This window comes from Paenibacillus sp. Y660 (assembly GCF_057221575.1).
The window spans coordinates 331,827-350,309 of record NZ_JBXBBJ010000001.1 but is presented as its reverse complement, the minus strand read 5'-3'; the positions used below and the strand labels follow the sequence as shown (position 1 = coordinate 350,309).

The 18,483-nt window shown below is 47.1% G+C and carries 13 protein-coding genes and 3 tRNA genes; 1 reads left to right on the top strand and 15 read right to left on the bottom strand.

Annotation, left to right across the window (positions count from 1 at the left end; all coding sequences use genetic code 11):
- Positions 1 to 93: 93 nt before the first annotated feature.
- The 12 genes from AC2TDN_RS01575 to AC2TDN_RS01520 all read right to left on the bottom strand — a co-directional run bounded on the left by AC2TDN_RS01575 (position 94) and on the right by AC2TDN_RS01520 (position 17,222).
- Positions 94 to 1,215 (bottom strand): GntR family transcriptional regulator, encoded by a 1,122-nt coding sequence (locus AC2TDN_RS01575; RefSeq protein WP_484686797.1) that lies wholly within the window; start codon positions 1,213 to 1,215, stop codon positions 94 to 96.
- 81 nt (positions 1,216 to 1,296) lie between these two features.
- Complete coding sequence (locus AC2TDN_RS01570) at positions 1,297 to 2,124, bottom strand: carbohydrate ABC transporter permease (protein WP_484686796.1); 828 nt, start codon at positions 2,122 to 2,124, stop codon at positions 1,297 to 1,299.
- Positions 2,125 to 2,167: 43 nt separating this feature from the next.
- Positions 2,168 to 3,067: a carbohydrate ABC transporter permease gene (locus AC2TDN_RS01565; protein WP_482065044.1), complete on the bottom strand. Its 900-nt coding sequence runs from the start codon at positions 3,065 to 3,067 to the stop codon at positions 2,168 to 2,170.
- A gap of 79 nt (positions 3,068 to 3,146) precedes the next feature.
- On the bottom strand, positions 3,147 to 4,457 hold the full coding sequence (locus AC2TDN_RS01560) for an ABC transporter substrate-binding protein (RefSeq protein WP_482065045.1): 1,311 nt from the start codon (positions 4,455 to 4,457) through the stop codon (positions 3,147 to 3,149).
- 415 nt (positions 4,458 to 4,872) lie between these two features.
- The gene (locus tag AC2TDN_RS01555) at positions 4,873 to 6,411 is read right to left on the bottom strand and encodes a GxGYxYP domain-containing protein (RefSeq protein WP_484686795.1); all 1,539 of its coding nucleotides are present in this window, start codon (positions 6,409 to 6,411) and stop codon (positions 4,873 to 4,875) included.
- A 90-nt stretch (positions 6,412 to 6,501) separates the two neighbouring features.
- Positions 6,502 to 8,604 carry a GxGYxYP domain-containing protein gene (locus AC2TDN_RS01550; RefSeq protein ID WP_484686794.1) on the bottom strand — a complete coding sequence of 701 codons (2,103 nt, stop codon included), beginning with the start codon at positions 8,602 to 8,604 and terminating at the stop codon, positions 6,502 to 6,504.
- Positions 8,601 to 10,829, bottom strand: a complete 2,229-nt coding sequence (locus tag AC2TDN_RS01545) for a GH92 family glycosyl hydrolase (RefSeq protein ID WP_484686793.1) — start codon at positions 10,827 to 10,829, stop codon at positions 8,601 to 8,603. Before AC2TDN_RS01545 ends, AC2TDN_RS01550 begins: the two co-directional genes overlap by 4 nt.
- A gap of 24 nt (positions 10,830 to 10,853) precedes the next feature.
- Positions 10,854 to 12,239: an extracellular solute-binding protein gene (locus AC2TDN_RS01540; protein ID WP_484686792.1), complete on the bottom strand. Its 1,386-nt coding sequence runs from the start codon at positions 12,237 to 12,239 to the stop codon at positions 10,854 to 10,856.
- A 40-nt stretch (positions 12,240 to 12,279) separates the two neighbouring features.
- The gene (locus AC2TDN_RS01535; RefSeq protein ID WP_482065050.1) at positions 12,280 to 13,194 is read right to left on the bottom strand and encodes a carbohydrate ABC transporter permease; all 915 of its coding nucleotides are present in this window, start codon (positions 13,192 to 13,194) and stop codon (positions 12,280 to 12,282) included.
- The gene (locus AC2TDN_RS01530) at positions 13,191 to 14,162 is read right to left on the bottom strand and encodes a carbohydrate ABC transporter permease (RefSeq protein ID WP_484686791.1); all 972 of its coding nucleotides are present in this window, start codon (positions 14,160 to 14,162) and stop codon (positions 13,191 to 13,193) included. Before AC2TDN_RS01530 ends, AC2TDN_RS01535 begins: the two co-directional genes overlap by 4 nt.
- A 166-nt stretch (positions 14,163 to 14,328) precedes the next feature.
- A complete protein-coding gene (locus tag AC2TDN_RS01525; RefSeq protein WP_484686790.1) occupies positions 14,329 to 15,882 on the bottom strand; it encodes an S-layer protein in 1,554 nt (517 codons plus the stop codon).
- Between the two features lie 188 nt (positions 15,883 to 16,070).
- Complete coding sequence (locus AC2TDN_RS01520) at positions 16,071 to 17,222, bottom strand: GntR family transcriptional regulator (protein ID WP_482065053.1); 1,152 nt, start codon at positions 17,220 to 17,222, stop codon at positions 16,071 to 16,073.
- Between the two features lie 156 nt (positions 17,223 to 17,378).
- On the opposite strand from AC2TDN_RS01520, the gene AC2TDN_RS01515 reads away from it, so the two are divergent.
- Complete coding sequence (locus AC2TDN_RS01515; RefSeq protein ID WP_482065054.1) at positions 17,379 to 17,717, top strand: L,D-transpeptidase; 339 nt, start codon at positions 17,379 to 17,381, stop codon at positions 17,715 to 17,717.
- A gap of 325 nt (positions 17,718 to 18,042) precedes the next feature.
- Here the strand turns inward: AC2TDN_RS01515 and AC2TDN_RS01510 are convergent.
- The 3 genes from AC2TDN_RS01510 to AC2TDN_RS01500 form a co-directional block, all read right to left on the bottom strand.
- Positions 18,043 to 18,124, bottom strand: a tRNA-Leu gene (locus AC2TDN_RS01510).
- 60 nt (positions 18,125 to 18,184) lie between these two features.
- Positions 18,185 to 18,260, bottom strand: a tRNA-Lys gene (locus AC2TDN_RS01505).
- 50 nt (positions 18,261 to 18,310) lie between these two features.
- Positions 18,311 to 18,385: transfer RNA gene (locus AC2TDN_RS01500), tRNA-Glu, on the bottom strand.
- Positions 18,386 to 18,483 lie beyond the last annotated feature (98 nt).

Below are 18,483 nucleotides of genomic sequence, written 5' to 3'. Positions count from 1 at the left end.
TGACGAAAGATGTTATATCCACATTCAGAAGAGAACATAAAAAGCCCCTGGGGATCCAGGAGCTTCATTTTACAATTTTAAACAAAATAACGATTATTCTTCTTCAGCCATCTCTTTAACGCTATCCCTTTCCACCAAATTAACAGGGATGAGATGCTGCCGATAATCCATATTTTTCTTTTCAATGATGTCCACGATAATGGTGGCAGCCTGTTGCCCGATTTCATAGTAATTTTGGGCTACCGTCGTTAATGGAACCTGTGCGTATCCAACGTTCTCCTCATTATCGAATCCAACGATCGACATTTGTTCCGGTACCGAAATGCTGGCATGATGACATGCCTTGAGCAAGTCGATCGCCAGATCATCATGTTCAGCTTGAATAGCTGTAATATTTTGATCGGCCAGCTCTTCAACCAATGCCGTCAATTTAGCGATACGATCCTCATCTGCGATCCCCTTATAAACCTCAGATACGATAAAATCGCTCTGAATAGTCAACCGGTGATCCTTATGAGCCGAGCAATAACCGATAAACCGCTCTCTAATCGTGCTCCGAAGATCTACCTCGATAGCCGTAACGAATGCGATGCGGGTATGCCCTTTGCGTATTAAATGGTCAGCTGCCAAATATCCGCCGGTTTTATTGTCAGACACGACATTACTAATTTCAACGCCCTCATAGTGCTGGTCAATCAGCACGATCGGGAAGTCGTTCATGAAGAGCGTGTTTACCGTTGCAATATTATGAGAAGTACTCGACGGGTAGAGAATGATGCCGCTATGCCCGCTATTGTACATTTTGAGCAGCAGCTCTTTTTCTTTCTCTACGTTCCAGTTCGAGATATGAATACTCACGAAATAACCTCTCGGATCCAAGTAATCATTGGCCCCTTGAATATAATCAAGACGGCCTGTCGAGGACCAGGGAAGGATCATCGAAATGATCGGAGTTCGGAAGGAAGAAGAAGCCTTCTCCATTCCTATCGTATCATCATGGCTTTGGACATAGCTTCCGCTACCTCGTTTCCTGTAAACAAGACCTTGCTTCTCAAGCTCGATTAGCGCCCGCTTGGACGTAATTCGGCTAACGCCATACTGGTTTGCAAGATCTATTTCCGTCGGCAACTTATCATTATCTCTGTACACTCCGTCTTTGATTTGCTGCTGCAAATCTTCCATAATCCGAAGATATAAGGGCTTGCTACCTTGCATCAGCACTCCGCCACCCTGTTCATTGTAATCTGAATGTTATGTCCATTTTACCAGAGGCTGTAAGACTTGCATACCAATATATTAGCTTTTAACCGCCCCGTCAGAGAGACCGGCAATAAATTGACGGCTGACGATAAGGAAAAAAACAATTAACGGCAGCGTTGCTAGCAGCGTTCCAGTCATAAGCATTGCATAGTTCGCTGTATGTGTTGTTTTCATCGATGCGAGCGCAACCATTAGCGTGAATTTCGAAGAATCGGTCAAAACGACCAGCGGCCACAAGTAATCTTCCCATGTCGCCATGAACGAAGTGATGCCAAGGAAAGCAAGCGCCGGCCTTAGAACCGGAAGCGCAACGCTGAAATAAAGCCTGAAATTGTTGCATCCGTCTATCCGTCCAGCCTCAAGCAGCTCGTCATGAATCGCATCTTGAGCGAATTGACGAATCCAGAAAATGCCGAAGGCTCCTGCTAGTCCAGGTATGATCAGCGCTTTGTAATCCCCTAGCCAGCCCAGCTCCTTCATAATCATGAATTGCGGAACAAGCGAGAGCTGTCCTGGAATCATCATGGTCGCAAGCAGCACGACAAACAATATTTTACTGCCGGGAAACTTGAATTTCGCGAATGCGAAGCCAGCAAGTGATTCCAAAAACAATCGCAAGACAGTTGTAACCACTGCGACAAAAACGGTATTCATGAACGCCCGGCCGAAATCGATGGTATCAAGTACGCTGCGAATATTCACCCATAGCTGATCGCCGACAACGAGCTTCGGCGGAAAGGCGAACACGGCGCTAGTTGTGTTCGTTGACATTACGAACAACCAATAAAACGGGAAAATGGATATAACAACTCCGATCATCAAGACCAGATGAATCATCAATTTTTTGATTGTTTCTTTTTGCATATTCCTGCACCTCACGAAAGGTTAGTCGTATCTATCACCCTGGTTAACGATCATCGGCAGGCTTAAATAGTTTCCAGTTCAGGAATGAGATGACCATTATGATGGCGAACATTACCCAAGAAACTGCTGCTGCATAGCCATAATTGTTATACTTGAATGCTTCCCGGAACAAGTAGAGCACTATCGTTTCTGAGCCTGGATAAGGCGATGTAAGCGTTGATAGCACTTGAGGCTCCGTGAAGATTTGCAAGCCGCCGATCGTCGACATCATGACTGTGAACAGGATGATAGGCCGAAGCATCGGAATCGTAATTTTACTAAAGGTATCATACATTGTAGCTCCGTCAATTTTAGCAGCCTCATAAAGATCATTTGGAATTTTTTGAAGTCCTGCCAAATAAATAATCATATTGTACCCAAGGAATCGCCAATAAATCATAGTAGCAATAATGAATTGCACACTTATTTTGTGATTCAGCCAAGCAATTTCATTTAGACCGATTTTCTGCAACACGTAATTTGCAAAGCCGTAATGATTACCGAAAAAGGATTGAAAAATGATAACGACAGCAACCATTGCGGTTACATTCGGAAGATAAAAGGCAATTCGGTAAAAATCTTTGAATCGAACGATGCTCAAATTGATTAAAAAGGCGAATACGAGCGCGCTGCACAATAATGGAATATTAGCCATCGCCCACATGGTGAACGTGTTTTTCACCGCTTCATAAAACTTTGGATCTTTAAACAAGAACTCGAACTGCGACAATCCGACATATTCCAAATCCCCGATTCCGTCCCATTTGTTAACAGCAAGATAGGCTGAGAACAAGATCGGGAACAGACCAAACACCAAAAACAAAAGATAAAACGGAGAAATAAACAAATAAAGCGTCTTGTTTTTCATAGCCTCTTTCCACGTTTGCCTTACATTAGTACCCACATTGCCAACCTCCTAACTTCTTGATGCATGGGTGAAAGAAGGACGAGGCCAATTAGCCATCGCCCTTCTAAGTTTAAGCTTAGCGACTCAATTCTCTCTTCACATTTTCAAGCGCTTCATTCCATGCAGCTTCTGGATCTTTCTTACTTGTATCAACCAAGCTTAATTGCTCAAGGATAGCATCTTCTACTTTGCCGTCTTTTGGATCGGAGTAAGAGATCACGACATCTTTTGCCGCTTCTCCAAACACTGCGCCAACAGACTGCCCGCCGAAGAACTCATCCGGCTGTTTCATATCTTCATCCTCATAGATGCCAGGAGTTGAAGGATAGTTGCCGAATTCCGCGAATCCTTTTTTCAGGTTTTCTGCATTTGTCAGGAACTTAATAAGCTCAGCTGCTTCCTCTGGGTGTTTCGTTGTCTTCAATGCGCCGAAGAAGGATCCACCTTGGTTGCCGACTCCGCCCGCCGGATAAGCAATACGCCATTTGCCTTTCGTTTCTGGAGCTGCGGAAATAATGTCGCCCTTCATCCATGATGGACCGATAAGGGATGCCATCGTTCCATTGTTAAGGGCCGCGTTGCTCTCCGAGCTCGACGACATGCCGAAGGTTGCGCCGGATTGGTATGCTTTAACGGCAGTATCCCAAGCTTGCTTCACATGTCCTTCTTCACCAATGAACTTGCCTGTTTCATCAAAGTAGCGTTGCGGCATTTGACCGATTACGTTGCGGTAGATGTCCACGATCGTAGCCATGCCGCCTTTTGTTTTTTCATGAACGGTCTTGGATACCGCGATGAAATCATCCCAAGTCTTCACTTTTTCTTTGATTTCTTCCGGCGTTGAAGGTACGCCTGCTTGCTTGAATAGATCCTCGCGGTAGAACATTACAGTCGGAGCGACATCGATCGGCATAGCGATTTGAACCTTGCCCTCATCTGCCGAAGCTACATTCCATTTCCACTCTAGATACTGATCCTTCAAATCAGCCGCACCATAGTCATTCAAATTTACGAATTTGTCGCTGTACTGGATCAATTCCGTAATCCAGCTGTCCATTGCCGTTACATCCGGGCCGCCAGCGCCGCCAGCGAGAGATGTTTTCAGCTTTGTCATGTATTCACCGCCAGGAGGCAGCTTCTGTGCATTCAGCTCAATATTCGGAAACTTCGTCTTTGCTTCTTCAACCGTTGAATCCGAAATAGCGCCATTCCAGTACCACAACGTCAATTTCACTTTTTCGCCTGCTGATGAGGAGCCGCCGTTATTCGGACTGTTTTCTCCTTTATCGCCGTTATTACCCTTATTACCATTCCCGCCGCTGCAAGCCGATAGTAGAATAGCAGTAATCAGCGTAAGCACAAATAAATAAGACATTTTTTTGTTCATTTTAGATTCCCCCTGTATGAAATATTCAAAGCACTGCATGATGAAGCGAAATCAATGTAATATAGCGCTGTCATAAATCTAGCTTGTGCAGCCCCCCTCGACCGTAATGGAAATCACCCTTGTGACAACCATTTAAAAAAACGCTTACAAATGATATCTAAAATAAAGCACACCACATTTGGTATAACATATTATATAACCACTCATTTGCGGTGTAATAAGATGATATATCATCATAGCTTGAAAATCAAGCGGTATTTACCAAAAATATATTTAATTTATATATCTTATTTTCGTGGTACCGCTTCCTATTCGTATATTTATATACCTAATAGTATATTTGTTATACAACCACCTCTATCTTTATAGTAAACGCTCCAGCAATAATGTCTATCGGTAATATCTGTAGGTAAAATTACTCCTCAAGCGGCGTCCTTGTCTTCACATCTCGAACGATACGCCCAAACAGCTCATCCGGGGACACTACCTTCACATGCGCATCCAGATGGTCGATTACGTTCCTCACGTCGCTCATCGTACGACTCCATGGATGCACGTTAATAATCGTATAGCCATCTTCCTTTGTCGGATCTGTCGTATAGCCGTTAATGCGCTCTGCCATCTTCACTGGATCGGCATCCCACAGCGTCTCTCTAACGCTTGCGAACGGCTTATCCTTCACCCACCAGACCTTGCCTTCTCCTCCTACATATTTTTCGCCATAAGCGAGAATACCGCCTTTTAAGGAGGGGATCGAAGCGAATTGCTCGATAGATGCTTTCTCAGGACTATTCCAGTCGAGAAGCACCGCAAGCTGCATATCTGTTTTTTTCATATAAGCATCAAGCCGTTTGACGTTCTCCTTGAGATCCTCCTCCGGATACTCGCTGGGAAAGAAATACCCCGTACCTGATACCGCGACGACAAAATGATCCTTCTTTGCTTGCTCGTAAATCGTCGATAGAGCATCAGGAGCCAAGTCGGCGAGGGTTGGAGCCATCTGCCAGCCCATCGGGAATTGTCCGCGCTCGCTGCTTCCGTAATATTTATCATTATTAACAAAATCATTCAGCAGCCATTGCACATTGTCCCCGTCACTCATAACAAACGACACATAATGCGCTTTCGGATCTGCCTCTCCTGCTTTGACATGATAAGGCTGCTTGAAGGCCTTATCAGGCTTAACAGCAGATAATGCAGTCAAATTCATCGCCCAATCCGATGGAATCGCCGCAACGCCTTGCAGGCTGGCCGGAGCGATATGCTCAGATTCGCTGCCTTTCCCCCAGCCGAGACGAATCGCATCCGGGTTCAACGATTTGTAAATTTCAGGCAGCTCTTCATCGCTTGCGCTATCGTAGATGTACATTGCTTTCAGCGCCACGCCATAATCACGCAGCTCCCCTCTCTCTGGATGCAGCTGCACGAGGATATCCTTATTGAATTGGTCACCATATTGCTTGAAGAGCCACATGTCATCCTTATCGCTCACATCCTCCAATTGCTTGAAGCCGATTGACTCCATTTTAGAGGACAACGACTTCTCGGCAGCAACAGCTTGCTTAAGCCCTGCCAGCGAGGTAGCCACGTTTACCGATGGCGAATTTTTCTCGTAGACGTAAAATCCTTGAATACGATCCTTAAACTTCTCCAGCAGTGTCCAAGCGTCTTTTACTTCCTCGGTCTTCACGCCATGCTTCGCACTCAGCTCTTCCAGCCACTCATCGTAAGCATTGTCTGTAATATAAATTTCCGGTTTGTCTTGAGCCAAGACCCCTTGCAGCGTTCCCACCAGGACAAGCTCCTCCGGGCTTAAGGACGATTTTTGAATGACATATAAATGCTCAGGTGCTTCTATTTTGGGAAAATAACTAAAGGTCTTTGCATTCGCACCGCTGCAGCCGGCCAAAATAAGCAAAAACATCGCTAACCCAAGCCATTTAGCAAATTTCATCGTTTTCTCACTCTCCCAGGTCGCCATGCCATAAGGCCAGAGCCCCTTGCTTAGAAGGGTGTCTGGCCTTGGCTTAGCATAGTTTGATCATTACTCTACAGTAATTTTCACATTGTCCAAATGAATATACTCGCCGTCTCCTTGTCCGCTGTCGGACTGCTCCAGAAGAATCGTTACGGCCTTGCCGGCAAATGCGCTCAAGTCAACGGTTCTGGCCGTCCACTCCCCTGATTTGATCGTCTCCCACGGGGCCAAGGTCGTAATCGAGTTATCCTCCTGAATGATTTCAATTTGGAAATCTCCGTCGTGCTCGGCGCTTTTCGACTTGATGTCGAAGCTCATCGTGACCTTGCCGCTTGGCAATAAGAGCTTCTTGTAGAAATAACTATTCGGCTTCAGATCCATTTTGCCCAGGTCAGACCCGTCCATCTGCAAAAATCCGTTGCCGTCTTGCTCGAACCAGCCAGCCTTGTCGTATTCTTTGCCGGCATCGACTGCTGCCCAGCCTTCCGAATCTTTGTCGAAGGTGTATATAAACTTCGTATCTGCTGTCATATTTGCGACCTCGTCCAAATCAATGATTCCCTCGTCAAGCTTTTTCTTCACCCCGGAATAATCAAAGGAGGTCACATCGTTCAGCTCGCTCACATTTTCCTGCTTTACATTTTTCTTAATCAGCTCCATGAATTCGTCAGGCGTTACGACAACGACGTCTTGGCCGAGATTAGCCGCGATGTCCAAAACGTCCTGATAGTTGTGAGACCAAGGATGCACATTAACCATGGTGTAGCCTTCAATTACGCTAGCATCCTTTTTGTAGCTGTTCAATCGAACGGCCATCTCTTGCGGCTCCGTCTCCCACAGCGTTTCCCGCGCAGCTACAAACGGCTTTCCGTTTGACCAAGAGATCGCGCCTTTTCCATCTCCATATTTGTAGCCCATGAAGTAGAATCCGCCTTCGATTTGGTCCTGAGCGGCATATTGATCAATCACATCTTGCGAGATTTCATTATCGAGAATCGACACATATTTCAAATCAGCTCTCTTCATGAAATCGTTTGTATCCTTCACAAATTTTTTCAATGTTTCTTCCGGATAGAGCGACGGATTGATGTAGCCAATGCCTGACACAGCAGCAACAAAATGATCATTCTCCGTTGCCTTCTCATAGCTGTATTTCATTATGTTTGGGGCAAGATCCGCTAAACTAGGTGCAATAGACCAGCCAAATGGAACCTTTCCCTTGTCCTTATGGCCTTGCATCTTGGAGGCGAGCGGCGCACCGTTCGCATACCATTGCACGTTGTCCCCATCGCTCATAATGAAAGTGACGTAGTGGACCTTGTCGCCGTCTCGCGCGTTTTTCTTCGACGGTTTCTGTTTCATTTGATCGCGCGGAAGCGCCGAGAATACCGAGAGATTATGCGCATGGTCCGAAGCGATCGTCATTTTGCCCAGACGAGATGCCGTATCAACGCCGGAGAGCTCATCCGAATGCCACCCCATAATGGCGCTGTTCGGATTCGTCCAATTGAACGCTTCTTTCATATCCGCGAGGCTGGCATCGTACATGAAGAAACCTTTTACCGCAGCACCGTAATCCCTCAGTGAATCCAAGCTGTACTCCTGTTTGAATATAAAATCTTTATTTAGCTTGTCCCCATATTCGGTTAAAGCCCACATTTCGTCCTTGTCGCTCACATCAAGCTTCTTGACCAGTCCATGCTGGACGGCCTTATTCGCTAGAGACTCTTCCACTGCCGCATACTTCAACGCACCGCTGACAGTGGTGGCTGCATTAACAGTCGAAGTGTTGCTTCGTTTGAACTGGACGAATCCATTTTCAGCCAGCTTGCCTTTGAATTTGTCAACGAGATCCCAGACAGACGGAACATACTCGTAGGTAATGCCATAGTTTGCTTTCATATCTTCCAGCCAAACGGTATAAGCGTTGCCGTTGTCGATATAAATCTCCACTTGATCCTGCGCCATGATTCCTTGCAGCGTTTCAGCCAGCACCCACTCTTCTTCTTTAAGATCATCGCCTTTAATGACATAAAGATGCTTGGCTATATTTAATTTAGGAAATATAGATTCCGATTCCGACGCCGTCTTCTGACATCCCGACAAAATGATGATGGCAGCCAGCAGCATAACTATTATGCTCGATGCTCTCTTCCTTGTTTTGGTCACAGCAAACTCTCCTTCATGCAGCTGCTGAGCGAGAATGGCAGCTGTTCCTCCGCATACTCCTTAATTACAGGGCGGTCCGTCATCACGAAGCGGATCGTGCCGCCGCCCATAAGCGTCTCATGTGGAATCGACAAACCGTCCTGAAGCTCGTCGTTAACGTAAATGGCATGAACGTAAACATTTTCCGCGCTGTTATTTTCCGATTCTATTGTAAGCTGCACACTATTCTCCAAAGTTAGCACCGCTTTTTTGAATAACGGACTTCCCCATACATATTCCGGCGTTCCCGGAGATAACGGATAGATGCCGAGCGCTCCAAAAATGTACCAAGCGCTCATGCTTCCGTTGTCTTCATCGCCAGGCAGGCCGTCTGGATGCGAGCTGAACAATTCCTCCATCGTTTTTCTCACCCAATACTGCGTTTCCGCCGGATAGCCGATGGCTGTAAATAGGTAAGGAATGTGAAAGCTTGGTTGGTTGCTGATGGCGAATTGTCCAAAATCAACAGCGGCCATCTCCGACATTTCGTGGATCTCAAAAGAGTACGAACCTATGCGGAAGTGCGGCGGCGTCGCAAACAGCTCAAGCAGCCGGTTATACATCTTCTCTCTCCCGCCCATAAGCATAGCGAGTCCCAGCAAATCATGCTGTACCGCCCAGCTCGTTTGCCAAGGGCCGCCTTCACAGTAATCGCCGCCCCAAGCATATGGATCGAACTCGTCTTCCCTGCTCCCGTCTGCCTTTAGCCCGCGCATAAAGCCGGTTTGCGGATCGTATAGCCGAGCATAATTTTTAGACCTTTCGAGCATTTTCCGGCTTTCCTCGTGTTTTCCTAATCCGTCAGCAAGCTGAGCGATACAGAAATCGCCATAATAATAATCGAGTGCGTTGCTCACGCTTTCGTGGTATTTATCGCTTGGCATAAATCCATATTTCACATAATCGGCCAAACCTTTGCGCCCAATGCCTTCTTTCCCGGAATCTACGGTTGCATGCTTCTTCAAGCCTTCATAAGCAGCCTCTATGTCGAAGCCGCGAACGCCTTTGACATAAGCGTCTGCAAACACCGCATCGATCAACGTGCCAGGCATTAAGCTTCTTTCCCCCGGCGACACCCACTTCGGCATCCAGCCGCCTTCCTTATACACATTCACCCAAGCCTGCAGCATTTCGCCTACGAGCGTTGGCGAGAGAATCGAAAGCAGCGGATACTCCGTTCGAAACGTATCCCAGAAGCCATTGTCTGAATACATCGGGCCTGATTCTACATTGCCGCTAAACGCGCTATAGTGGACTTGATTGCCCATATTGTCATACTCATACCAAACTCTCGGGAACAACGAGGTGCGATACAGGCTCGTATAGAACGTTTTTAATTTTTCATCATCCTCGTCCTCGACTTGGATTTTGCCGAGGGTGGTCTCCCACTGTTCGGCTGCATCCAGTCTAACCTCATCAAAGCCGCGTTCGCCGATCTCATTTTTCATATTTAGGAGAGCTTGCTCGACACTGATAAAGGAGGTCGCGACCTTAACCTGCACATAGCCTGTTACAGGAACTTTCAGACCGACATAAGCGCCGACACGGTTTCCGCTCGCTTCCCTTGATTCGCTTGAAGCAAATTCCTTATCGAACGTTCCGCTTTGCCCTTCATTAATGTCGCAATCGAATGAAATAGCAAAATACTCAGCAAAATTTTCCGGAACGAGATTTTCGCTGTTCGCTCTCGTGAAGCCTGTCACAAGGCGGGCTGCCGAGTCGATCTGAATGGCAGACTCGCCTTCAAATGGCGATACGAGAAACCGAGCGCCGTCCCGCTCCTCGAAGCGGATTCGAATGACGGCGCAGCGTACGGTTGGTGCAAGCTCCAGTGTCGCTCTATAGCGTAGCAGCCGAACGCGGTAATAGTCAGGTCTGATAATTGTTTCCTCAGGCCTGAAAGAAGACGCCCAATCAAATGGTGACAAATATAACGGACCTGCTTGAGGCATTAGCAGCAAATGTCCATAATCAGCCATCCACGGGCTTGGTTGATGAGTTAGACGGATGCCTTGCAGGCTCCGGTGGGAAGGATGGAAAAACCATCTTTCTCCCGCTTCATCCGTTTGCGGACTCCATGCTGCCATCCCGAACGGACGTGTAATGAGAGGCAGCGTATTGCCATTTGAGAATTTCATGACAGATGCGGTACCTTGCAGTGGATTAACAAAATCCAAAAGTTTCATATGATCTAGTCTCCCTAATTCGTATTAGCGTGTCAGCTTATCCGCTTTTTCTTGCGCTTCGTTCAACAGCTTATCGATCGGCTCATCCGTCATGAACGTCTTAGCCATCGCTTCTTGAAAGGCTTGCCATACTTTCGAACTGGCTTTGTCAAAGGTCGGCAGTCCTTGCACGTTTTCCTTCAACCCCTGATAAACCTGGAAGAGCTCTGGATGCTCCGTTTGATAGCCGTCGCTTTCTCCGATATCCTTGCGTATAACGGGACGAATGTTGAACGTCTTGACGATTTCCTGCGATGCAGGGCTGATTGCCGCTTGAATGTACTTGAATGCATTTTCTTTGTTTTTCGAGTAGGACGGAACCGATAGGAAGGCTGCTCCGATCGTTAAATTCCCTACTTTGCCGCCCTCAGGAATCGGCAGCGGCGCAATGCCGCAATCCATCTCCAGATCCTTGCAAATTTGAGCCCGCCAAGGTCCGTCAACCGCGAAAGCCAACTGGCCTTTTTGGAATCCATCCCAGAACGGAGCTTCCGCATTCGATACCAATGCGCCTTTGTTGTTGTATTTGCCCAGCTCGCGGATTAGCTCGAAGGCCGCTGTATTGCTCGGCTGATTGAAAGCCGCTTTATTCGCTTCGTCAACGAATCCGCCGCCGCTTACCATTAACAAGGAGCCGAACCGCAGCACGCCGCCGAAATTCGGACCTGCGTAGACGCCTCCCGCAAAAAACTTCCCTTTGCCCGCTTCGGCAATTTTTTTGGACATCTGGGTCCACTCGGTCCAAGTAACCGGAGGCTTCTCCGGGTCGAGACCGGCCTGCCGGAATAGTTCCTTGTTCCAATACAAATTGCTGACACCCGGCTGCACGGCAACGCCGTATATTTTGCCGTCAACCTCCATCGGCTTCCATGCGCCATCGACGATGTTTTCGCGAATTTCTTGTTCAAGCCATTCCGGGAAAGGCTCGAATACCCCTTGAGCCGCGAACCCCGGCGACTGCGTCTCGCCGATCATAATATCCGGTCCTTGATCGGAGAGGATAGCTGTAGATTGCTTCTGGATCAAAGGCTCCGCCCAGCCCCAATCCTCATATTTGAGAGCGATGCCTTGCTTCTTCATCTCTTCATTAATTAATGAGGTCCATTCATATTGAAATTTACCGTCATTTCCATACTCTGTAGTCAACATATCTTTCTTTCTGCGTTCTACAACCTCATCTCCGCTGCCTGTTCCCAGATTAATGGCTCCATCGGCTAGTACGACAAGCGGATTATTGCCAGCCTCAGAAGCTCCATTGGTCTCAGCCGACTCCTTGCCGCTGCCCTTAGAAGACGAGCATGCAGCCGTTCCGAGAACAGCGATAATAACGAGCAAGATAAGCATTATTTTTGTTCTGCGTATTTTTATCAAGTTAGTCAACCCCCGTCGTAAGTCTATCAAAAATCAGTTATCAGCCCTTCAGCCCACTGTTCGCTAGTCCTTCCACCATGTACCGTTGAAAGAAAAAGAATAAGAGCAGGGCAGGCAGCGTGACGCCAAGGCCCAGCGTAATGATGAGCGGATAATCAGGAATGCTCATCGGGTTCGAGGCGATGGAGCTGAGCCTCGTAATCGCAGCTGGCAGTGTCTGGAGACTGTCGCTGCTCGTGAAGAAGAATGGCGTCGACCAGTCATTCCAGGTCCCAATCGCCGTTGTAATCGCGATAAATGCCAAGATCGGCTTTTGCAGCGGCAGAACTAGACCAAAGATGATTCGGATCAAGCTAGCACCGTCCACTCTAGCCGCCTCCTCCAGCTCATACGGCAGCTTCTCGAGCGATTGCTTCATTAGAAAGGTTCCCATAATGTTGATGGCTGGACCGCCGATTACGTATACCCAGAACGAATCCAAAATACCTTGTCCGCCGAAAAATACATCGTTCCCTCCTGCATACGGCCATCTTGCGTATTGAATAAACGTAGGAATCAAGCCCACGACGCCGGGAATCATTTGCGATGCCAGCAATGCAAGGAAAAGAGTCTCTCGTCCTGCAAATTTCAATCTTGCAAATACATATCCAGCAAGCAATGAGGTCAGACATGCCCAAACAACGCTATAGCCGGTTCGAAGGAGCGAGTTGACGAAATAGGTTTGTACATTGCTGTCTGCCGAGCCGAACACAAGCGTCGCATAATTTTTAAACGTCATTTCCTGCGGGAAAGGGAACAGACCGATTACGGTCGATGCATATTCCTCCTTCGTCATAAAGCCGACCAGTACGATAAACAGAATCGGATACAGAAGAACCAAACCGCCAAGCAGCAAGGAAGCATGCCCTAGCAGATAAAGCGGCTTGCGCCGTTTTGCCGACATCATATGACTCATACTCGTTTCCTCCCCTTGCGGCTCGTTCTCTCGTTCTCGGTCATCAATCGGAAATAAATGACCGTGAACAGGAAGACAACCCCAGCGAGCACGACGGATGAAGCTCCGGCCATCCCTAAGTTAAAGTCCCAGAAAGCGTCCCTAAGAATCCGGAAAACAAGCACCTCCGTCGTGCCGAAAGGCCCGCCGCCTGTAATGAACATGACTTGCTCATAAATTTGAACGGCTCCGATAAAGCCGGTTATCATCACATACGTCGTAATCGGCTTCAAGCCCGGCATCGTCACATGTAGAAATCGCTTCCAAGCATTTGCGCCGTCCATCTGCGCCGCTTCATACAGCTGCCTGTCGATCGACTGCAGCCCGGCCAGCCATAATAGCGCCGTGCCTCCGATGCCTTTCCACACCGTATACACGATAATCCAGAACACACCCCAAAATGTGGAGTAGCCCCACAAAATCGGCTGCAGCCCCAGACTGATCAACACATTATTGATAACTCCATTGTTCGGATCAAGAAAAATGTTGAACACCTGAGTGGTAGCCACCGTGGAAGTTACGACAGGTACATACCAAATGGTTCGATAAATACCTCTGCCCTTTAGAGGCAGGTTCATTAGCAATGCAGCTCCAAATCCGAACAAGATAGTTAAGCCCGTTCCCAGTAAGCCCATCCATACGGCCCGGAATAGCGATTCATAGTAGAGTGGATCAGAGAAAAACTGAACATAATTTCCGAGTCCGATGAACTCAGGCTTAGCCGTAAGCCCAACCCAGTCGAAGAAGCCGAGCAAGAAGCCAAACAGGGTCGGAACGCCGCCAATGACAATCCACCATAGAACCAGCGGTCCCAAAATAAGCAGTGCGGCGATCGGATCTCTCTTGCGTCTATGAAATTGGCGCAGCTTCGTTTTAAAACTGACTTTTTGAGTCGGAGCGAATAATTGCGGCTTCGAGGATGAAATCAATTTAAGTTGCCTCCGTTCTTTAGTAGTTCTATGTTTATTATATTTAATATTGCAAATATGTCAATATAGCTTTATGTCATAAAAGCACATAAAAAAACTGCAGCCGCGCGGCTGCAGTTTCCGTTATTCCAAGCACTATTTTATTTGTTTGTCCATGTTAAAATCCTTATTTCACACTTACAAAAATCGGGTTGGAGTAGAACCACAGATCTTTGTAGTTTCTTTTGTTGATTTCGATAAACCGAGCTTCGTTATCTTCGATATCCGTCTTCTCATCCATCAACGGCTCTCCGTTTAGCGTCTCCCCTGGCACGTTAACACCCAAATTAGTGCCTCTAAGCCGGAAATACTGATTTTTATCGGAAGCTTTTACTTTAAAGGCAATGACATTGTAGCCGTCTTTCGTCGTTTTCCACTCCTTGCTTGTAAAGCGCTTAAGCACCTTGGTTGAATCGTTGGTTTCCTTGTTGTACGCATCTGTTCCCGGCTTCGCTTTTCCTGTCACATCACCCGAGATGAGATCCACATGATCGACTTCAACGGCATCGCCATTGTTATTTTTTTTCGGGCTTTTAAATTTAATAGTTACAGTCAGCTGTTCGTTCTTTTTCGCTTTCAGCTCCCCGCCCATCTCAGCCTTGTTGTTGCCCTTCGCTATGTTGAAATCAAGGACATTGATCAAATCGCCGAATACGGAGAACGATTTCCCCGAACGCATGCCGTTCAACACTGCAAGTGAATCGCTGCCATTCACCCAAGTATAGTTTTTCGAATATTCGCCCGGACGGTATCCGCTTGAATACAGACGATTGTCGCTAATGAAGAAATGTGAATCTGAATTGGCAAAATTCCAGAACCGGCGTCCTTCTCCCAGAAGCGCATCCCAAGCGCCGCCCTTCTGAGCCAGCATGTAATCTGCACCGCCGTATGTCCGGTTCTTCGGAGTTGCTAAATTGAGTCCGCCGCGATCAGGTTCCATTTGATTGCCCACCATGCCTTCAAAGCCGAAAGCAACAGTCGGTGCGATATTGTTGAAATCGCGGAAATCCGCTATCGTGTACACCGTTTTTCTCGATGGGTGATTGAACATTGCAAAGCTGGTCTTCTTGTAATTGGTCTCCAGCCATTTCAATGCCGTACGCGCATCTTCGCGCGTAGAGAAAGCCCGGCTGTCCTTTGACGTCCATTCGGCCGCATCAGCCGGATCAAAATACTTTTCTTCACGGTTCGTGAACAAATACTCGAACTGATTAGCCGCTTTCAAGCTCTGCTCGGAGCCTGGCTTGTCCGTAATAATACCAATCCCAACATGCTCATAGGTCGGCATATCCCACTCAAAGCCTGAGAATATGATTTTCCCAGCATATTTGCCTGCCTCTTGCAGCTGCTTGATCTTTGGTACCTGATACTCCAGCATCCCTTGAGAGAACGGGATGGATCCATTCGGCAGCGGTTGTCCGTTGTCATCTCTCGATTCCATTCGCAGATGATCCGCAAACCCCATCCAATCGAGGCCGTAATTCTCAAACCCTTGATCCAGCAAGGAGGTCAATGAATGCTGCGCGTCATCGGATTGATAGGTATGCACATGATATTCACCCGTTAACCATTTGCCGCTTTTAACAGCTTCTTTCTGGTCCGAAGAAGCAGAAGCGCCTTGTCCTGCGATTGTTGCAGCAAGCGTCAGCCCAAGCAAAACAGACATACGTTTCTTTGACATAATGAACCCCTCCAGCAAATATTAAGATTTAGTAAACGCTTTCAGTATAATTCGGTTTTTGGTTTTTTACAATGATATATTTAATATAGACAATATTAATGTTTCTCATAAAAACCGCCGCAACACAAAAAAACCTAACCAAGCTCGGTCAGGTTCAATATGCTTTGCCAATATTCCATTTTGAAATATTACAATGATAATGATTCGTTAATTGCTGCGGTTGTTTGCTTGATAACCAGCTTTGGCTCTAGTACCGTCCTTATATTTTGCGTCGAAAGCTGCTTGCCCTTCAAAATATGCAAAATCAGCTCTCCCGCCTTCAAACCCATATCGCTTTCCGATTGGTCGATATGGGTAAACAGGCTAAGATCCTCCATCATCGGGCTGGGATTATCGAACGTGACGATAGATAACTCTTCAGGCACCTTTATGCCGGCTCGTTTGGCGATCGACCAAATTTTGAAGCCCAGGTTTCCATTCAAGGCAATAAATGCAGTAGCTACACGGTTCTTGATATAACGGAACAATGGATGCTCCGGGTCCAGCATGTCCATTTCGGAGTCAAAATCCGTAAGGAGCATGGCCGGATTGATCATCGCCCCACGCGCTCTTAAAGCGTTCATGTAGCCGTTGATCCGATCATCAACAGACACAGTAGGCACCGGCGAATCCGAACAGATTGCGATTTCACGATGACCTAGGCTCCATAGATGATCTACAGCTAGTTTGGCCGCCAGCATACTGTCTGAGTATACGGCGTTCGTTTCTACACCGGGAAGATAGCGATCAATAAGTACAAATGGATATTCGGACATTTTCAGCGCAATGATTTCCTCGTTATAGATTTCTGCATCAACCGGGAAGATGATCAAGCCTTCCACCTTGTTTTTCAAATCGCGGATAATTTCTTTCTCTCGTTCCTTTGAGTTAAAGCTAAACATCATCACCAGTGAATATTCGCTATCCTCCAGAGCATCCGTAATGCCCCGAATAAGACGAATCGCGAAATAATCATCCACAAAAGGAAAAATGAGACCGATCTTAGATCGTCCCAAGTTATTCGAGCTCTCCAGGGCAGGCGCAGAAACTGATTTCTCCGGCATTATTTCCTGCTCTGGCACCCCTTTGACGAAGGTTCCGCGGCCGGGAATACGATAAATCCAACCTTCCCTCGCAAGCTCGTTAAGCGCATTCGCCACCGTAATCCGGCTGACTTTGAATTGCTCAATCATTTCTTTTTCCGTCGGAATTTTGTCATCTTCCTTCAGCTGCCTCGTACTGATGAGTTCTTTAAAATAGTTCTGAATTTGTATGTAAAGAGGTTCTCTTTCTGAGCTCATCTTTTCAAGCCTCCAAGGCTAAATTTAAAGTTAATTATAATTATTATATATAAATATAGCATAGCATCAAATAATGTGCGAAGTAACTCCAAATATTAACTCTTGAAGCAAACCTCCACTGCTCTACATAACCTACGAGAAAAGGAGTGGAGCCCCATGCCCGATTATCGCATTATCGTTGATCTTTCCGATCGCCAGCTGCATCTGCTCGATAACAACATCGTTACAAGGTCCTTTCCTGTTGGCATCGGCAGGATGGTCACGCAGACGCCTATCGGCGAATATACGATTATAAACAAGCAAGCTAATCCAGGCGGTCCGTTCGGCGCCTTCTGGATGGGATTATCAAAGCCCCATTATGGCATTCATGGCACAAATGATCCTTCATCTATCGGCCATCTCGTCTCGCTTGGCTGTATCCGCATGTATAACGACGACGTCCTTGCCCTATCCAAACTCGTCCCCATCAACACGCGCGTAACGATCAGGCCATAGCCAAGCCGCGTTACTATAAGCATACAATGGGGCGCCTCTCTCAATAGCCGTGATCATATTATCAAATTGATCGGCATACCCCTCGCAGGCCACCTCTGGCAATGCCTCATAGCAGCGATGAAGCTCCGCCTCCCAAACCGCGCGTTCGTCGCTAGAAAGCCATTAGCCAGCGCCGTAGACGCCTTAACCTGCCATGGAGCGGAGACACGAGCCTTCGTTCCTTGGAAAATAAGCTGCTGCTCCTGCCCATGCTTTGCGGTTTTCCAAGCAGTAAATATAAAAAAAGCCCTTGCTTTCGCAAGGACTTCGAATGTATTTGTTATGATGCGGTAGACAGGATTTGAACCTGCACGTCCATGGGACACTACCCCCTCAAGATAGCGTGTCTGCCGTTCCACCACTACCGCACATTTTAAGTTTGAATGTCGTTTCCTTCGCTCTCATTCGCCTTCAGCTTGCTAAGTGAATGGTGAGCCATGAAGGACTCGAACCTTCGACACCCTGATTAAAAGTCAGGTGCTCTACCAACTGAGCTAATGGCTCTCAATGTGACTGTGCAGAGGCTCCAGGAGCTGATACACTTTGAGGAAGAATGGTGACCCGTAGGGGACTCGAACCCCTGTTACCTCCGTGAAAGGGAGGTGTCTTAACCACTTGACCAACGGGCCGTTTTGATGCCAAAAATCAATCGCTGTCTGAGACAACAAAAATGATTATATCAGCTAATTAGCAGGAGTACAAGCATTTTTTGAAGAATTTTCAGAGC